At 46.9% G+C, this 15,107-nt stretch carries 13 protein-coding genes; 6 read left to right on the top strand and 7 right to left on the bottom strand.

The window, feature by feature from the left end; genetic code table 11:
* Positions 1-515 precede the first annotated feature (515 nt).
* Complete coding sequence (locus FS818_RS23485) at positions 516-1,964, top strand: DEAD/DEAH box helicase (protein WP_145335217.1); 1,449 nt, start codon at positions 516-518, stop codon at positions 1,962-1,964.
* A gap of 199 nt (positions 1,965-2,163) precedes the next feature.
* Here the strand turns inward: FS818_RS23485 and FS818_RS23480 are convergent, their stop codons facing one another.
* The 3 genes from FS818_RS23480 to FS818_RS23470 form a co-directional block, all read right to left on the bottom strand.
* On the bottom strand, positions 2,164-3,573 hold the full coding sequence (locus FS818_RS23480; protein ID WP_145335215.1) for a DKNYY domain-containing protein: 1,410 nt from the start codon (positions 3,571-3,573) through the stop codon (positions 2,164-2,166).
* Positions 3,574-3,612: 39 nt separating this feature from the next.
* Positions 3,613-4,389 carry an SDR family NAD(P)-dependent oxidoreductase gene (locus FS818_RS23475; RefSeq protein WP_145335213.1) on the bottom strand — a complete coding sequence of 259 codons (777 nt, stop codon included), beginning with the start codon at positions 4,387-4,389 and terminating at the stop codon, positions 3,613-3,615.
* 106 nt (positions 4,390-4,495) lie between these two features.
* Positions 4,496-5,272 carry an FRG domain-containing protein gene (locus tag FS818_RS23470; RefSeq protein ID WP_145335211.1) on the bottom strand — a complete coding sequence of 259 codons (777 nt, stop codon included), beginning with the start codon at positions 5,270-5,272 and terminating at the stop codon, positions 4,496-4,498.
* A 262-nt stretch (positions 5,273-5,534) separates the two neighbouring features.
* Between FS818_RS23470 and FS818_RS23465 the strand changes: the two genes are divergently transcribed.
* Positions 5,535-7,403: an AbfB domain-containing protein gene (locus FS818_RS23465; protein ID WP_145335209.1), complete on the top strand. Its 1,869-nt coding sequence runs from the start codon at positions 5,535-5,537 to the stop codon at positions 7,401-7,403.
* Positions 7,404-7,566: 163 nt separating this feature from the next.
* Here the strand turns inward: FS818_RS23465 and FS818_RS23460 are convergent, their stop codons facing one another.
* The 3 genes from FS818_RS23460 to FS818_RS23450 all read right to left on the bottom strand — a co-directional run bounded on the left by FS818_RS23460 (position 7,567) and on the right by FS818_RS23450 (position 9,817).
* Positions 7,567-8,136 (bottom strand): GNAT family N-acetyltransferase, encoded by a 570-nt coding sequence (locus FS818_RS23460; protein WP_145335207.1) that lies wholly within the window; start codon positions 8,134-8,136, stop codon positions 7,567-7,569.
* Between the two features lie 204 nt (positions 8,137-8,340).
* Positions 8,341-8,628 carry a CD3324 family protein gene (locus FS818_RS23455; protein ID WP_145335205.1) on the bottom strand — a complete coding sequence of 96 codons (288 nt, stop codon included), beginning with the start codon at positions 8,626-8,628 and terminating at the stop codon, positions 8,341-8,343.
* A 280-nt stretch (positions 8,629-8,908) separates the two neighbouring features.
* Entirely contained in the window at positions 8,909-9,817 is a 909-nt protein-coding gene (locus FS818_RS23450) for a helix-turn-helix transcriptional regulator (RefSeq protein ID WP_145335203.1), read from the bottom strand.
* Positions 9,818-9,999: 182 nt separating this feature from the next.
* On the opposite strand from FS818_RS23450, the gene FS818_RS23445 reads away from it, so the two are divergent.
* From FS818_RS23445 to FS818_RS23430, 4 genes are all read left to right on the top strand, one after another.
* Positions 10,000-10,566: a hypothetical protein gene (locus FS818_RS23445; protein ID WP_145335201.1), complete on the top strand. Its 567-nt coding sequence runs from the start codon at positions 10,000-10,002 to the stop codon at positions 10,564-10,566.
* Between the two features lie 379 nt (positions 10,567-10,945).
* Positions 10,946-12,019, top strand: coding sequence for a ribosome small subunit-dependent GTPase A (gene rsgA, locus FS818_RS23440; protein ID WP_145335199.1), 1,074 nt, complete (start codon positions 10,946-10,948; stop codon positions 12,017-12,019).
* Complete coding sequence (locus FS818_RS23435) at positions 12,016-13,050, top strand: aminoglycoside phosphotransferase family protein (RefSeq protein WP_145335197.1); 1,035 nt, start codon at positions 12,016-12,018, stop codon at positions 13,048-13,050. Before rsgA ends, FS818_RS23435 begins: the two co-directional genes overlap by 4 nt.
* A 137-nt stretch (positions 13,051-13,187) precedes the next feature.
* The gene (locus FS818_RS23430) at positions 13,188-13,751 is read left to right on the top strand and encodes a dihydrofolate reductase family protein (protein ID WP_145335195.1); all 564 of its coding nucleotides are present in this window, start codon (positions 13,188-13,190) and stop codon (positions 13,749-13,751) included.
* A 195-nt stretch (positions 13,752-13,946) separates the two neighbouring features.
* On the opposite strand, the gene FS818_RS23425 is transcribed toward FS818_RS23430, so the two are convergent.
* Complete coding sequence (locus FS818_RS23425; RefSeq protein ID WP_145335193.1) at positions 13,947-15,074, bottom strand: SGNH/GDSL hydrolase family protein; 1,128 nt, start codon at positions 15,072-15,074, stop codon at positions 13,947-13,949.
* Positions 15,075-15,107: the final 33 nt, after the last annotated feature.

Genomic DNA, 15,107 nt, shown 5'->3' with positions numbered 1-15,107 from the left:
CTTAATATGAGTTCAATATCGAGGAAGCTCTCTGTAGAATGATACAAATCGTTTCACGTGGAACGTTGCACATCTAACGATCTCCAGAAACGCTATTTAGGCGATTTTACGCGTTTTTATTTTCTAACGATCTCAGGAGACCTTATTTGGGCAAAATGAGGTGAGATCTGACGTTTTTATCGTGTTCTCAGCAAGATAAGCTCCCTGGTGATCGTTACAATTCCAACACGCTCTATATCGTTCAAATAAGCTCATCTGAGATCGTTAGAATAGGGCTTGCCGGTCCGGGTGCGGACAATGACCGTAACTACCTTCACTGGTATATAGGGGTGAACCGCTATTTTGAAGGGGAGTCTCTTTATTTGCCACCGCTTCCCGTGCACATAGAGTATAATAGGCAGGTATATGTTACATGTACGGTGCAATGCTGGTAAGTAAGATCATTCACATGGTTACAGAGACCAAAATAACGTGAGCAGACTGCATTTCAAAACTAAACGCAAAAGAGGTAAACGATGAGTAAGCAGTATTTTAAAGAGTTTGGCTTAGGGGAAGAGATCGTCAAAGCACTGGACAGCCTGGGTTACGAGAATCCCACCGAAGTTCAGACCCGGGTTATTCCCGTCGCTTTGGAGAATCAAGACCTTGTTGTGAAATCACAGACAGGTAGCGGCAAAACAGCCGCATACGGTATACCTCTCTGCGAGCTGGTGGACTGGAACGAGAATAAACCGCAGGCCCTGATCCTGACTCCCACAAGGGAGCTGGCCCTGCAGGTCAACGAAGATATTACCAACATCGGGCGCTTTAAACGTATTAAAGCTACCGCACTGTATGGGCAATCCCCTTTTCACATTCAAAAAGCCGAGCTGAAACAACGAACACATGTGGCCGTAGGCACGCCAGGCCGGGTTCTGGATCATATTGAACGGGGAACGCTGCCGCTGGATCGCATCGCATATCTGGTCATCGATGAAGCAGATGAGATGCTGAACATGGGCTTTATCGAGACGGTACAAGCGATTATCCAGGCATTGCCGCAGGAACGGACAACGATGCTGTTCTCCGCAACGTTCCCGGAGGATGTGGTGAAGCTGTCCCGTCAATATATGAACACTCCTGTAGAAATCGAGATCAAGGCTAGCGGACTGACTACAGCGACGATTGAGCATGCCGTGATTCGCACGTCGGAAGTGAACAAAACTGCACTGCTTCAGGACTTGTTGATTACTGAAAACCCGGACAGTTGCATTGTATTTTGCCGTACGCAGGAGAATGTCGATAAGCTGTTTCGTGTGTTGGCTGATTTGGACTATCCAGCGGATCGCATCCACGGTGGTATGGAGCAGGATGAGCGAATCGAAGTGATGAATGCCTTCAGACGTGGACAATTCCGTTATCTGATCGCCACTGACGTTGCCGCGCGTGGAATTGATATCACGAACATCACCCATGTCATCAATTATGATATCCCGCTTGAAAAAGAAAGCTATGTACACCGTACAGGCCGCACGGGCCGTGCAGGTAAAACAGGTAGAGCCTTCACTTTGGTCACGCCAAAGGATGGCAGACGTCTTGCGGAGATCGAATCCTACATTGGGTTTGAGATTCCTGTGGTCAAAGCACCTTCGGAAGATGAGGTAGACCGCTGCCGGGAAGCATTCGAGAAACGTCTCAAGATCGCCCCTGAACGCAAAAAGGACAAGCGTGAGCAGTTGAACCAGCAGATTATGAAGCTGAACTTCAACGGAGGCAAGAAGAAGAAGCTTCGTGCAGTTGATTTTGTAGGTACCATTGCGAAGATCGAAGGCGTAAGCGCAGACGATATCGGGATTATCACGATTCTGGATAACGTGACGGATGTGGAAATCCTGAATGGTAAGGGACCGCTCGTGCTGGAAGTCATGCAGCATACTACGATCAAGCGTATGCAACTTAAGGTACGTAAAGGGCGCAAAAATTAACGAAGAAGCAATGAAACAACGAGTAACGAAAGAAGAAACCAATCCTTTTCTTTGCTTATGAACTCAAAAACAAAACCAGGGATAAAAACTTTTGAAGTCTATCCCTGGTTTTTGATCTACATATAACAAATGCCATTCCATCTCTAGGATGGCTATAGATATCATCTCATTTTCAAATCCCACACCGTAATATTCAGATCTACTTTATCTTCTTGCGCACCGCTCCATCGTGGATAGAATACCGAAACAGCTTATCCTCCGCACCACCTTCATCATCCGTCACCTGAAAGGTCTCCGCATCCGCCGTCTTGTATACCCCTCCTGTCACAAAACTGAATACGGCCTGATCATCCTTGCCCCAATACCTGTTCAACATGACAAAAGATGCTCCATCGATGCCTTTTACGGTACGTTTGCCGTTGGCATTATAGAGCCCATTTCGATCCTTGGCCCAGCTCTGGGGATCAGCTTCGAGCAAATGAGTAAAGCTGGCACGATCTATCTTTTTATTGACTATGCCCCACAGATATACCTGATTCGCATCTACAGCCCAACTACCGGATGGTGTGAGCACTTCAAAAGTTGCTGTATCCGCTCCCTTGATCCGTTGAAGCACATCGTCAGGATGGCCGAAAGGCTGAAGGGTACGCGCATACTGCGCATGATATACATGGTTCTGATCTCTGGATAAACCCAGATGCTCCGTACCGCCTAACACTTCAAACGTTAGTACATCTGCTCCCTCAATACGATACCCGTTATAATAAATATGCTGCTTGTCCCGGCCAAATCGGCCTCCAAGTGACTCGAAGCTCTTCGGATCTGCTCCACGGATGGTACGCCACTGAAAATAAACCTGATTCCGATCACGCGCAAACTGTTCATCTAGCGGTCCAAATGAACTTCGATCCGCACCGCGAACCAGATTGAAGGTTTCTTTAGCATCTCGCCTGTACCCACCGTCAGACTCTGTCCGATAGAATACGGAGGTAGCCGTGGCATACCAATCCCCCGTAAGCTGGATCGCATTATCTGCATGATGAGCATAGCCAGTCTGCCACCAGCCAGGTATATCTGGATGATGCTCCCGTAGCCAATCGACCATCTCATGTTTATATTCATTGGCATAACGAAGGCCGCTCGACAAATGAAACAGATGATCCTGATCCGTACAGTAATCATGCCGCGCAATGGCTGCACTTGTATCCATTTCATCGAACACATGAAAATGCTGGCTTTCTTTGACGTATAGCTGGTGTTTATCCTTTGCAAAATATGACGTCCCTGGCAATAGTTCAAAGCTGCCTGGATCGGAGGGAGAAACGGGCTTGTCCTCCAGATAGACATGCTGCGAATCAGAGCTGTAATCCTCGTGCACGACGCGGAACGCTTCTATGTCTTGACTGAACAAACTGGCCTTGTTCGTACGCGCATTGAACCACCATATACCCTGATGATCTTTTAGATAGGCAAATGTCAGCCAGCCTTTGGAGTAGATCGATAAGACTTCGAAACCATCAGCAGTGATCCCGCCCTTGACCAGCACCGCGTTTCCGTCCTCTTTCTGCAAGACCACTAGAGTATTCGCATTGATCACAAAGCGATCCATAACCTTTCCTCCCTCAATCCATGGCTATATCGTCAGAAATTATAAGTGTGAGCCACCACTGGCATCCAGACATTGTCCTGTCATCCAACGACTATCCGCCGAGGCAAGAAATGCAGCGATATCAGCCACATCCTCGGGTTCTCCCCAGCGATTCATTACAGATAGCCCGGCCGCATACGCCTGTCCTTGTGGATTCGCAAGTGTTCCTGCATTCATCTCGGTGTTGATGATACCCGGTTGTATGGCGTTAACCCTGATCTGGCGGCTTCCCAGTTCTTTGGCTAACAGCTTCGTGAACGTATCCACAGCCCCTTTGGTCATACTGTAAGCAAACACCCCTGGCGAAGCTACCCGTGTCACAAAAGAGGAAATATTGATGATACACCCTCCGTCCCGAAGCCGAGAGACGGCCTGCTGCGTCACAAATAGCGGTGCTTTTACATTAATTCTCATGACATCCTCAAAAGATTCTTCCGTCGTTTCCTCCAGGCTCAGGATCTGTCCTATGCCAGCGTTATTGACCAAAATATCCAACTTGCCTTCTTGTCCGTGCTTCTGAACAGCTGCATCAACCTTGGCAAACAGGGCATGAATGCCATCCAGCGTACTTAAATCAGCTCCAATGGCCTGCCCCTGTCCACCACGGTCTATGATGTGCCTCACCACACTCTCCGCTTCTGCCTGCCTTGTTGCAAAATGCACAAGAACGTATGCCCCCTCCTGTGCCAGACGGATCGCAATACTTCGGCCAATACCTCTGCTCGCACCTGTTACTACGGCTACTTGTCCTTCCAGTCTTCTGCATGTCTCGTTCATAACGTCATCCCCTTCAATGAATAATCTGACCTTCTCAAAGGCTCAGGACAGTTATATCACGAGACGACAATCACAATCTTGCTCTTATATTCGAGCGATACCTCAATCACTTGTACAGCCTCAGTCGGTGATGAAGTTGCTCTCGAATCTCTGTCTGATTGCTCACTTTGACGATCAGCGAAGGTTCGTAGTGTTGTTGCATGATCTCATATGAAAACTCCGGACCGGATGATGGGAAGACCGTCTGAAACAGCTGATAGAAGTATAGGCCATTCGGTTCGTCTGAACCTCTATACTTATACGGTGCCTGATAAATCAGGTAAGGCAATTGGGCCAGATCAGGCTTAGAAGGTCTCTTTTTATCGTGATCCGACAGCAGATTTATCCATCGTGGATCATCGACCATGTCCTCAATCAAGTTATAACGAGATGTCTTCAATTTCACATTTTCCAATATTAATTCAGTCACATCGGCTGTATTCTCTCTCGAAAAACCATATACGTACCCTGCCTGACTCGGCTCCTCGCTATGATCGGCGCGGCTCAAACAGGCAAAATAGAGCGCGCGTAGCGGAGACGCTGTAAGCTCCAGCAGATTCGTAGGCAGACCCTCATGATGACACCAGGCTAACACATGCTCGTGCTCCCACTCTCCCGCTTGATCTGCCATATCTCGGACATAATCATTTACTGCATCCACATAATATTCCGGGTTATCTCGAAGCAATCGCGCTATTCCTGATCGAAGTAAGGAAGAGGATTGAGTGGCGTATCGCCTGTTTTCTCCGCGATAATAATACCCCTCCTGACCATTCGGTAACTCTTCGATCATCGCTATATAATCTTCTACCGAATTTACCTCATAGCATACGGCATCATTCATAGCATCTAGCACCTCCAGCGCCTATATGTGTTTTATCCTTCATCTTCCTACAAAGATACTACCATTTATATACGACTTCATCTGATTTCTGGCTTCATATCACAGTCAATAGGGGCAGCATTATGCTCTTTCCGCTTATTCTCCATCAGATGTTGCTCTGTTCAGCAATCTCTGAATTGTTCACTTGCTAAATATTGTAAATCAACTACAATAGATTTGAAAGCGCTTTAATTATTTTCTAATCTATATGGAGGTGTACGTAATGGGAAAACGTAAGACGGTCTGGCTTCTGGTTTTCACACTCGCATTAACGATGTTTGGTCTACATCCTGAACGAAGCAACGCGGCAAGTGTAGCAATTACCAATGGTACCGATTGGCTTGATACGGCTGGCAATCCCATTCACGCCAACAGCGGTAACATCCTGCAGGTAGGCTCAACGTATTATCTGTATGGCGAACATGCGGTGGGCGGCAAGTTTGACAGCGTGAACGTCTACACCTCAACGGATTTGAAAAATTGGACTTTTAGCAATGCCATCCTGACCAAAGACTCCGCTACGGAACTCGCCTCCAGTAAAATCGAACGTCCCAAAGTGATCTATAACGCCTCCACCAAGCAATATGTGCTCTGGGCTCATTATGAGAACGGTACGGATTATAATCTCGGCCGCGTTGCAGTAGCTACCAGCAGTACACCCAATGGAAAATTTACGTATGAGGGTAGCTTCCGTCCGCTTGACTATGAATCCCGTGACATGACTGTTTTCGTGGATACGAACGGCACAGGTTATCTCGTAACGGCCTCCCGTAAAAACGGCGGTGCGAATGATACGATGGCTATTTTTAAAATGAATGCAAGCTACACAGGGGTACAGTCGTTCGAAGGATGGTTGTTCGAGAATGCATACCGTGAAGCCCCTGCTGTTGTGAAAAAAGGAAACCGCTACTATCTCTTCACCTCCCAGGCCGCTGGCTGGTATCCGAATCAGGGAGCATACGCTACAGCTACGTCCATGACAGGGCCATGGACTGCACTTACGCCTTATGGCAATCCATCAGCCTTTGGCTCTCAGATTCATGATATTGCCACGATTCAGGGTAGTAACACCACTTCATATATCTATATGGCAGATCGCTGGAATCCGATGAATCTGGGCGAGCACAAACATATCTGGCTACCACTCACGTTAAATGACGCCAGTGGAACGGCCTCGCTGGAATGGTATACGTCATGGAACATTGACGCGGCAACAGGCCAGGTCACGTTACCTGCGCTCGTCAATCATGCCCAAGGCAAGGCAGCCTCCGCCAGCTCGACGGCCTCTGGCTCGTCCCCCTCCCTTGTCAATGACGGTAACTATCAGACCTCGTGGGTAGCTTCCTCCAATAGCTGGCCGGCATGGTGGCAGGTCGATTTCGGAGCACCAAAAACCATTACGGAGATCGACATATCCTGGTTTATGTATAAAGGTTCCGAGGGGTATTACAAATACAAAATCGAGATTAGCAACGATGGCGTAAATTACTCCACGCTGGATCGCACCAATAATCTGACGTATGGCTTCACCACGGATGCGGTGCATTTCATAGCTCGCTATGTGCGAATAAATATGGTCAACGCTGTCTTGTGGAACAATCCGGGCAACTGGTACACCCCAACACTGCATGAAGTCAAAATGCTGGGCCCATCCACGCCTGAAGCTACAGGCTACAGCCAGTTCACTTCACACAATGTACCGGATCGCATGATCCGTCACGCCAACTACGTTGCTCGCATTGATGCGAATGTCACCCCCGCTCTGGATGCCCAGTTCCGCGTTGTACCGGGTCTTGCCAGCTCTACAGGTGTTTCGTTGGAGGCAATCAACTACCCTGGTTATTTCCTGAAACGTAATGCAAATAACAAAATTGTACTTGAAGCCTTCACAAACACTACCGCATATAAGGGCGATGCTACATTTCTGATCAGCCCCGGCTGGGCAGACAGCACCAAAGTATCTCTTCAATCATATAACCAGCCCGGATATTACATCCGACATTATGATTATGTGTTGCAACTGGATGCGGTGAATGCCTCCAGCAATGCTACCGTTAAGGGCGATGCCACGTTTACGCGATTGAACTTCTAGTCTATCTAAATTAAGGAGCGGTTTTTCTAAGCGGATGTACATCTTAGAAAAGCCGCTTTTGATTGGGAGGATACCCAAAGATTATGTCGAACTTTATCATATTAATTCTAAGGCAGACACTACAGATGATCAGAGCGTAATGTCTGCCTGATTTGTTATCAGTTCATATATCAACGGTATGATTCGAGAAACGAAAAATTAATTTGAGCCCATCCTCGTCTGCATCTGCGGTTAAGGCTACTTCTTCCTCGTACAATCCTTTCGTATAATTCGCTACCGTCTTGCGCCAGAAATGCTGACCGGTTTTGTTTTTCTCCCCTGGATTGGTGAATATCTCCCAGTTGCCTTTAAACATAGCGAAGATCGTTGCCGCCGCTTGCTCTGCAATGCCCATCCCCCGATATGGTTGCAGCAGGAAGAATTCGTTCATGAAAAAATCGATGCCCGGTGTACAGTAAGGCGGTGTTGCCACCAATGCAAATCCAGCAGGCCTATCCTCAGCCATGACCAGAAAAGGATAGAGACAACCCGGCTTTTCCCACCATATATTTTGCACATCGTATTGGTCTTGTAATGTTCGGTAGTCAGAACTCTCTTCGTAAATACCATGTACATTCGGTCGATGTGCCTCCTGCAGCCCATAATGTCCTGACAGGTCATGCAGGTATAACGGATACATGTTTTTGATGATATATGCCTTGTCTGGATTCGTCAGTTCCACTTGGATATTCATGTTTATCTAAATCACCGTTCCTTCCACTGGTTACGCCCGCTTTAAGTAAACGTGCCCTCTGGACTCTATTGTACGAATGCTGGCGGCGGACAGATATGTAATATTCGTTTTCTAATCATTCTTTACATCCATGTCTGCTCATTGAAGGAACATAGTAAAAAGCCACATCCGATGGCTCGAATGTGACTCCCTTTTCATCCAATCTCATTTCATTCCTATTTCGCTTTGCTTTTTAGAATATACAATTTTCTTAATACTCTCGATGGATAAACAATATTGCTCTGCAAGCTCATCGGTCGTTGCTCCCGTAGCAAACTGCTGGCGAATCTCGTTGTTCCGCTCCCGGATCAGTTGTCGACCGCCTGAATTCTCTCCCCATTTCTTATGGGTATCCTTCGGCCTCGGAATATAGATTAATCCACCAGGAAGATGACGTTGTATCTCTTCGAGCAATGCCTTCGGAAGGACGGCATCCGCATTCACATATTTCATCGTACTCCACTCCTTAAAAAGTTAATCTTTAAGGTAGCAGAGTCTAACGAGAAAACTTCTGATTTTATCATATCAATGATGGCGGGAATGGATATTAGGCTCTATGCAAACAACCGCCGTTGTTCCTCGCTTGGACTCTGCATAGAGCGGGTGTTAAAACTTCTTATGAATCGTATCATGGTAGCCCCCCTTTCGCTGAATCGATATAAGATTACGTTAAGTCATGCCCCGGCATTTCGGGTAACACTTCTATATCTTCCATATGAGAAGCCAATATCCTCTAATCCTCCTTATATTGCGCTACACTTTGCTCCAGCATCGTACGGACCAGCTCCTGCAATTCTCGTGGAGATATCACCTTGACCTCAGGTCCATAGGAGAGTAGCCTACGCGCTGTAAAAGCAAACTCCGAATGTGGCACAACGCCGCGCCACTCTTGATCTGATACGGTCTTGAATAATGCATCCGACGCAGCTATTCTTGCCCCGAATGCTGTAAATTGCAGTACAACCTCTTCACCATCCGTGTGCGTTGCCTGTTTCAGCCATGCTTTTAGTGTAGGTACAGATTCATCGATCTGATCCAGCACCGTAAGCTGCTTTATTCGATCCACACGATATAACAATACGTGATCGTTATGCCGTGCAGGCATGTACCAATACCCCTGCTCATAATAGATGCCTATGGGATAGACGGTCACCTTTTTCCAACCGCTCCGAGCGTGGTACATGAATGAGATAGCTTTTTTCTCGACAGAAGCTGTTAACAGATCGGATGTGAGAGACTCACGATGTTCGCCTGGATGCTGCATAAATGCAATGTGTTCCCTCATCCCCGCAATCCGCTCCTGTACATCCAAAGGCAGTGTAGAGAAATACTGCTCTGCCAGATGTTCACGAATCGAACCATACGGAAAATCAGGAACCATCTCCAAATATTCAAGCATCATAAACAAACCCAATGCTTCCTGCTGCGTCAGCTGCAGAGGTGGCAAAATGCGATTGGGCAGTACACGGTATCCACCGTTAACACCTACCTCCGTGTATAGGGGAAAGCCTATTGCCTGTAATGCATCCAGATCACGCTGGATGGTTCGAACCGACACTTCGAATCGTTCTGCAAGCTCCCGAGCCGTGAACTTATGTCTGGAATCCATGAGGCGCATCATCGCCAGCCTGCGTTGATTCATCATATCCCCACCTTAACTACGTCACTTTTTGTCATAGAAAAATTGTAACATATCCGAGCTACTCCACGAACGCGAAGTCGTTATAGCATCCTTGAATGATTTTGCTTTGCAGGCAGGCTCTCCGCACATAAATGTAGAATTATAAGGCATCTACCATTAAATGTCGGGAGTTGAGACCAACAATGACCAGTAAAGAAATCTTTCCTGTAAATGTACGTGAGATTATTGATTACATGGAATATGGCAATGTATTGAAGGGAGCATATCCCCCCGTTACCGATGGCGTTACAGCAGATGTAGCCGCTTCTGAGGCACCAAATCCGTTTACGAATCTAGAGGAAGCCCTGTTATTTTACCAGGATGAGGATGTAGAGCCTCCTTTTTATTTTCTATTAGACATCACTGCAGACGCGTCAGGGGATATTCCACCCGCCTCTGGTGATCAGGAGAAGTCTCTTGCCCGAGCGTTCATTATGTATGAAGAGGAGCAAGATTTCTACGGCATAATGAAGAAAAAATTAGAGGGACTGGCTGATGAACTGCACCTCAAGCCTGCTCAAATCAACCATCTCGCTGATATCATCAGCGGTGATCTATTTCAGATTGCGCGAGCCCGATTGTTATGCAAGGAGCCACATCCTTATTTTGAAGAGATGTTCAATGTCTATAAAAATCAGGGACTGCCTGTGGGCTGGATCGGCAGCGAATCTGCCAGTGAAGGGCACTTCGTCATTTACAGTCGTCCATAAAGTAGTTTATAAAATTTTGAAATTTGCATACAAATAACATTGAATTATTTTCCATTACAGGTTATGGTAAAGAAGGCTTAGCGATAAGCAAGTTCCTTACACGAAGGGAGAGGTTTTAATTGGCTACTACTTATATTGATTTGGTGGTTCAGTATTAAAACTGAATAGCTGGCATAACTGAAAAAAAAGCGGGAATGACTCCCGTATTCTTTGTTATGCCCTTCAAAGTAACCTTTCGTGAATATTGCTGTTTGCAGATACGATGAAGGTCGTATCTTTTTTGCGTCCTGATGCCGCAGAACAGTAGCTTCGTAAGAGGCTGCTTGTTTGCGGCATTTTTGCGTCCAAAAACAATATTAAAGGAGCTAACCTTATACCCATGATGAATTTAAAAACCTACGGATATATCGAAACAGAAGAGGTTCCCGATGGATTATTACCTGGAAGAATTACAGAACTTCGGCGGGAGCAATTCACGGTCATGACAGAGCGGGGTGAAGTCACCGCAGTACTAAAAGGTTCATTTTATTATCAGGCGGATATGCCAACTGACTTTCCTTGTGTGGGGGATTTTGTCCTGCTGCGCTACAACGATATCGGTGATTCCCTGATCGTTAAGGTGTTGCCCAGAAGGTCCAAATTCTCGCGTGCAGACTATGCAGGCCATGCTGCAGGCTATGCCAAAACGATATTGGAGCAGGTTGTCGCCACCAATTTCGATGTCGTATTTATCCTGACTTCGCTGAACCAGGATTTCAATGTGAATCGTATCCTGCGTTACCTGACGCAAGCCAGACAAAGCGGTGGTAAACCGGTCATTATTTTGACCAAAGCAGACCTCGTCACTGAGTCTTATCCTATGCTCGCAGAAGTGAAACAACGCATCTCCGATGTGCCTGTTCACGTGATCAGCAGTCATACCCGTCAAGGGCTGGACGAACTCGCCCCATATCTGGCACCGGGTCATACCGTTGTATTTCTCGGCATGTCTGGCGTGGGTAAATCCTCTCTGCTCAATGCATTAATTGAAAATGACGTCATGAAAGTTCAGGCCATACGGGAGGACGACAGCCGTGGACGCCATACCACAACACATCGTCAACTCTTCATGTTGCCTTCGGGCGCAATGGTTATTGATACTCCTGGCATGCGTGAGCTTGGGCTTTTTGATGCTGACGAAGGTATTCATGCAAGCTTTGCCGATGTCGAAGCATTATTCGCTCAGTGCCGCTTTACCGATTGCCGCCATAAGACCGAGCCCGGATGTGCCGTTCTCTCTGCACTAGCAGACGGTTCGCTACAGCATGAACGTTGGGAGAATTATATTTCCCAGCAGTCAGAGAACAAGTATGTACAACACAAAACAAACTACCTCATCGAAAAAAGAGCGAAAAACAAAATCAACAGGATTCAGAGTAAACAAACCAACAAAAGCGGAGGTCGTAAGAAATGAATAAGACGAAGCTGACGAAAATAAAGATGCAAACCTTAACTCATGTTTTAAACCAGTATTTTAAGAAGAACATTATTGCAGCGGACTATCATACAACCACTCTGCATGGCGGAACTGTGGGTAACGTAAACCTGGTAACTGGAACAGCCGAAACCGAAGATGGCCAAAAGTTGCCTTACCAACTTGTACTGAAAGTTCAGAAACAATGGGAACGTTATAATGATCATGGTTCATGGCGCCGGGAATATGATCTGTACATGTCTGACCTGGGAACGACATTCTCGGAAACCTTCCGCTGGCCCACCTGTTATTACGCGGAGATGAATGCTGAAGAAAATGAATTTCAGCTGTGGCTGGAATATATCGACGGCGTGTCCGGTCTGGATCTGTCTGTTGAAATGTTTGAACAGGCTGCGCTGGAATTAGGGCGTTATCAAGGCAAATTGTATGCGGAACAGCCCGCAGTGCTGAAGAGTCTGACCAACTTGAGCCATGCCGATCTCATGAAAAATACGTATCTGCACTATCGCTCATGGCCTGTCGTTTATGATTACATCCGTTCTGAAGACTGTGAGTTCCCACCCCATATCCGGCAAATGTTGATCGATATGGATGAACACTCGGACGAAGTATTGGCTCGCATCGAACAGCTGCCGATTGTGTTGAACCATCGGGATTTCTGGGTGACCAATCTGATCTATGCCGATGGGAACATCGCGCTCATCGATTGGGATACCTCAGGGTGGGGATACTTTGGAGAGGATATCGCCAGCCTGGTTGCCGATGAGTGCGATATTGAGCAGATGGTGGAATACTATCAGCGCTGTGTTCCTGCGTATTATAAAGGCTTTGCGGAATATGCGGAAGCTCCCCCACTCGCTGACCACTGTGTACACGAGATGATTCTGTTCGTGTTCGGATACAGACTTGTCGAAGGTTATGTACATGCCGAGTCCGATGCGGCGAAGGAAGAAAACCTGCGTATACTCCAGAAAGTCTATGAAATGGAACATAGCCCGTTGAAGGCATAAACGGCATGGTAGTTCATTGCTGATCCAGGCTTCCAAGCTCCCACCTAGCTGTACTATGAATAAACCATTAAACTACGTCAATTGTTGTCATAGTTAGAGTGTATATTACAGTTATTACAAAAAGGGAGCGATGAATTATGAATAATCCAAATTCAAAAGCGATTCTTTACATTGCCATGAGCCTGGATGGATATATTGCCCGATTGGATGGTACGTTCGATTGGTTGCTTGATGTGGAAGGCGATGGCGGCGATAACGGCTATGCCACATTCTACGAAACGATTGGCAGTGTAATCATGGGACGTTCCTCGTACGAGGCAGTTCTTACCATACCGGGAGACTTCCCTTATGCAGATCGCCCGACTTATGTGCTTTCTCGCTCAGAACAGCCACCTGCACCGCATGTGCAATTCACAACCGAGAGCGTAAAAACACTCATTCCCAGGCTGAAACAGTCTTTCGAGGGAGATGTATGGATTCTAGGCGGCGGCCAGCTTGTTCAGTCTGTGATAGAACATCAGTTACTGGATGAAATTGAGGTCGCTATTATCCCGAAAGTACTGGGTGAAGGTATTCCGTTATTTCCAAACGGCACCGTCCCCACCTTGCTGAAAACGATTCGTACCCAGACGCTTGGACAGATCATTTCCATCCGTTATGAGGTGCAAAGCCATCTTGCAACAGAGGCTAACCAAAATTAGACGACCAGACTGATTAGAGTCAATAAAACAGCTCAAGAAAGACCGTACAGCGTCCCGCTGTGCGGTCTTTCGTTATTTTACGAATAGAATCATCATGGAGACTGCCATAAGAAGAATCTATATAAGCTGAACTATTCATTTACACAATTCTGTCATCGGAGTGTTCCGTGTAAAAAATGTAGTTCATCTTGTATATTATAGAATTCGCCGAATGTACTCTGTTAAAACATCAGCCGCCCGGCGATGGGATCGTTCGCCAGGGTGTGTCCTTGCACCTATCGTTTCCTCGGTCGTATTCGGAAGCTGAAGGATTGAAACAGCAGGATCTCTTGTCTGCTTGTGATAGGTATCTACTGCTCGGTAGATTGCGGGCAGCAAAGAAGCTCCGAGCATGCCATACGCCCAGACGATATGCGCTTGCGGGTTGTTTTTCCGCAGCTTAATCAGGAACTGCTCCACGGCCCTCTCAAACTTGGCCAAGTCCTCCTCATGATATGTCCCATCTTCGTTGAGGCGTTGCTTGTACACTTGTCCTGTGATCGGATCTGTCCACGCTGGAGACTGGAATGCGCCATCATCATTGCTACCCAGATTGACTACAATAATATCAGGTTGCCAAGAGCTAAATTCATATGGCTCTAAAGCGCCAAGTTGCTCATTTCGCTCCCCCTTCAGCAGACCACAGACCTGTCCATAATACTCCGGAATATTACCATTGGGGTTGTTGTCCCAACTGCTCAATACGCCCCATCCGCTCTGAGAGATGACATGATACGCTGCATCTAATGCTTCAGCTGTCATAAACGTATAATTGTGCAGTGCACTGAACCACATCGGTATCCAGTCCTCTTCTGTCTTTGCCCCAATCGCACCTTCTCCCGAGGTGATGCTATCTCCGATAAACTCGATTTTAAGAGCTTTCTCTTCTACAGGCAGGAACGTGCCCTCCGCCTTCACCGCATGAAACTGCAGACTGTGGCCCGGGTCAACACTCATCGCCTGTACATCCTTGATGATACGCACATTTTTGACCGCATTAGGATTCATGCCACGAAATACACAGATCCAGGCTCTGCCCCTGATTAACATCTGACGGCTTACCGGAACACCATTGATAACAATACTGATCCAGGGCTCAAGCAGATCATAGGACGACTCGATTTCAACCCAAAATTCCGCACCCCGTACGTTAAATTCGACTGCACTGCCTGTCCAAAACAAGTTCAATGGTGACCGCCCGGCCGTAGTTCTACCGTGTATTTTTACATGCTGTACATCTGAAATGGCGATGACCTCTAATTCTCCAATGGAGCTGTTACTCATAGGAACCCTCCTGTTCAATTCATGGTTATAATC

Origin of the sequence: Paenibacillus xylanexedens (assembly GCF_007680605.1) — a bacterium.
Lineage (GTDB): Bacteria > Bacillota > Bacilli > Paenibacillales > Paenibacillaceae > Paenibacillus > Paenibacillus xylanexedens_B.
Note: the sequence above shows the minus strand (reverse complement) of the source record. Positions and strands in the feature narration are given on the sequence as shown.

Bases quoted from the DNA above. Each gene is read 5' to 3' on its own strand.
- FS818_RS23485 (WP_145335217.1), top strand. From the start codon at position 516: ATGAGTAAGCAGTATTTTAAAGAGTTTGGCTTAGGGGAAGAGATCGTC.
- FS818_RS23480 (WP_145335215.1), bottom strand. From the start codon at position 3,573: ATGGATCGCTTTGTGATCAATGCGAATACTCTAGTGGTCTTGCAGAAA.
- FS818_RS23475 (WP_145335213.1), bottom strand. From the start codon at position 4,389: ATGAACGAGACATGCAGAAGACTGGAAGGACAAGTAGCCGTAGTAACA.
- FS818_RS23470 (WP_145335211.1), bottom strand. From the start codon at position 5,272: ATGAATGATGCCGTATGCTATGAGGTAAATTCGGTAGAAGATTATATA.
- FS818_RS23465 (WP_145335209.1), top strand. From the start codon at position 5,535: ATGGGAAAACGTAAGACGGTCTGGCTTCTGGTTTTCACACTCGCATTA.
- FS818_RS23460 (WP_145335207.1), bottom strand. From the start codon at position 8,136: ATGAATATCCAAGTGGAACTGACGAATCCAGACAAGGCATATATCATC.
- FS818_RS23455 (WP_145335205.1), bottom strand. From the start codon at position 8,628: ATGAAATATGTGAATGCGGATGCCGTCCTTCCGAAGGCATTGCTCGAA.
- FS818_RS23450 (WP_145335203.1), bottom strand. From the start codon at position 9,817: ATGAATCAACGCAGGCTGGCGATGATGCGCCTCATGGATTCCAGACAT.
- FS818_RS23445 (WP_145335201.1), top strand. From the start codon at position 10,000: ATGACCAGTAAAGAAATCTTTCCTGTAAATGTACGTGAGATTATTGAT.
- rsgA (WP_145335199.1), top strand. From the start codon at position 10,946: ATGATGAATTTAAAAACCTACGGATATATCGAAACAGAAGAGGTTCCC.
- FS818_RS23435 (WP_145335197.1), top strand. From the start codon at position 12,016: ATGAATAAGACGAAGCTGACGAAAATAAAGATGCAAACCTTAACTCAT.
- FS818_RS23430 (WP_145335195.1), top strand. From the start codon at position 13,188: ATGAATAATCCAAATTCAAAAGCGATTCTTTACATTGCCATGAGCCTG.
- FS818_RS23425 (WP_145335193.1), bottom strand. From the start codon at position 15,074: ATGAGTAACAGCTCCATTGGAGAATTAGAGGTCATCGCCATTTCAGAT.